Consider the following 1,874-nt stretch of genomic DNA (forward strand, 5'->3'; position numbering starts at 1 on the left):
GGCTTGAGCTTGGCGCGGGCGGGCGCGCCAACGCGCATGCGCCGGTCGGTGAGCGACAGGCCGCCGCCGAGCGCCATCACCACCGCGCCGAGCCAGATCAGCAGCACCAGCGGCTTGTAGTACAGCCGCAGGCCGATGCTGCCGTCGGGCGAGATCTCGCCGAGGCTGGCGTAGACCTGGCTGACGCCGCGGGTGAGCAGGCCCGATTCCGTCACCGTCATCTTGCGGCTCGGGTAGAAGCGCTTGCCGGTGTCGACCTGGCCGATCTCGTCGCCAGCCTTGTCGCGGATGGTGAGGAAGGCCGCGACCTCCTCGTAGTTCGGGCCGGGCCGCGGCGCGACCCGATCCAGCGTCGCCACGTAAGGGCCGGTCGCCAGGGTTTGACCAGGCTTCAGGGTGGCGAGGCCCTCGGTCGCCCAGCCCTGCGCCGCGATGCCGAGCACGACCACGCCGACGCCGGCATGGGCGATGGCCGTGCCCCAGGCCGAGCGCGGCAGGCCGATCGCCCGGCGCCAGATCAGGCCGGGCGCGCGGGTGCGGCTGCTGCCGAAGCCGCGGGCGCGCGAGACGATCTCCAGCACCGAGCCGACGATGAGGTAGGCGCCCAGGCCCACGCCGACCGGAGCCATGGCCGGGCCGCCCCAGGTCCAGGCCAGGGTGGCGAGGCCGACCGCCAGGGCGAGGCCGAGGGCCGCGAACAGGCGCTGCGAGGCGGCGAGCGCATCGCCGCGCTTCCAGGCCAGGGTCTGCCCGAACGGCACGATCAGCAGGAGCGGGATCGCCAGGGGCACGAACGTGTAGTTGAAGAACGGCGGCCCGACCGAGATCTTCTCCGCCGTCAGCATCTCCAGCAGCAGCGGGTAGAGCGTGCCGACGAGCACGGTGGCGCAGGCGGCCACGAGGAACAGGTTGTTCATCACCAGCGCGCCCTCGCGCGAGATCGGCGCGAACAGGCCGCCCTGCCGCAGCATCGGCGCGCGCCACGCGAACAGCGTCAGCGACCCGCCGATGAACAGGATCAGGATCGCGAGGATGAAGATGCCGCGGGTCGGGTCGGTGGCGAAGGAGTGCACCGAGGTGAGCACGCCCGAACGCACGATGAAGGTGCCGAGCAGCGACAGCGAGAAGGTGAGGATGGCGAGGAGCACCGTCCAGACCTTGAGGGCGTCGCGCTTCTCCATCACGACGGTGGAGTGCAACAGCGCTGTGCCGGCGATCCACGGCATCAGCGAGGCGTTCTCGACCGGATCCCAGAACCACCAGCCGCCCCAGCCGAGCTCGTAATAGGCCCAGTACGAGCCCATCGCGATGCCGAGCGTCAGGAAGCTCCAGGCGGTCAGCGTCCACGGGCGCACCGCGCGGGCCCAGACGGCGTCGATCTTGCCGTCGATCAGGGCCGCGATCGCGAAGGCGAAGGTGATCGAGAAGCCGACATAGCCGACGTAGAGCAGCGGCGGATGCACCGCGAGGCCGAAATCCTGCAGCAGCGGATTGAGATCGTTGCCCTCGACCGGCGCCGGCACCGCCCGGGTGAACGGGTTTGAGGTGGTGATCACGAACAGCACGAAGACGAAGGTGATGAAGCCCTGCACCGCCAGGGTGTTGGCGCGCAGCACAGGCGGCACCGACTCGCGGGCCACCGCCACCATCGCCCCGAACAGCGTGAGGATCAGGATCCAGAGGAGCATCGAGCCCTCGTGGTTCCCCCAGACGCCGGAGAGCTTGTAGATGAACGGCTTCGTCGTGTGCGAGTTCTCGACCACGTTCTGGACCGAGAAGTCGGACGTGGCGTGGGCGTAGGTCAGCGCCGCGAACGCGAACAGCACGCAGGCGAAGGCGCCGAGCGCCGCCGGCGTCGCCACCTGCCGCAGGGC

The 1,874-nt window shown here is 70.3% G+C and carries 1 protein-coding gene; it reads right to left on the bottom strand.

Translation table 11 applies throughout. The features are described 5' to 3' along the window. Window positions 1–1,874: heme lyase CcmF/NrfE family subunit (locus tag FV222_RS24640; RefSeq protein WP_147815875.1), on the bottom strand; the 1,874-nt coding region annotated here is incomplete at both ends.

The sequence above is a fragment of the Methylobacterium sp. WL103 genome, assembly GCF_008039885.1.
GTDB lineage: Bacteria > Pseudomonadota > Alphaproteobacteria > Rhizobiales > Beijerinckiaceae > Methylobacterium > Methylobacterium cerastii.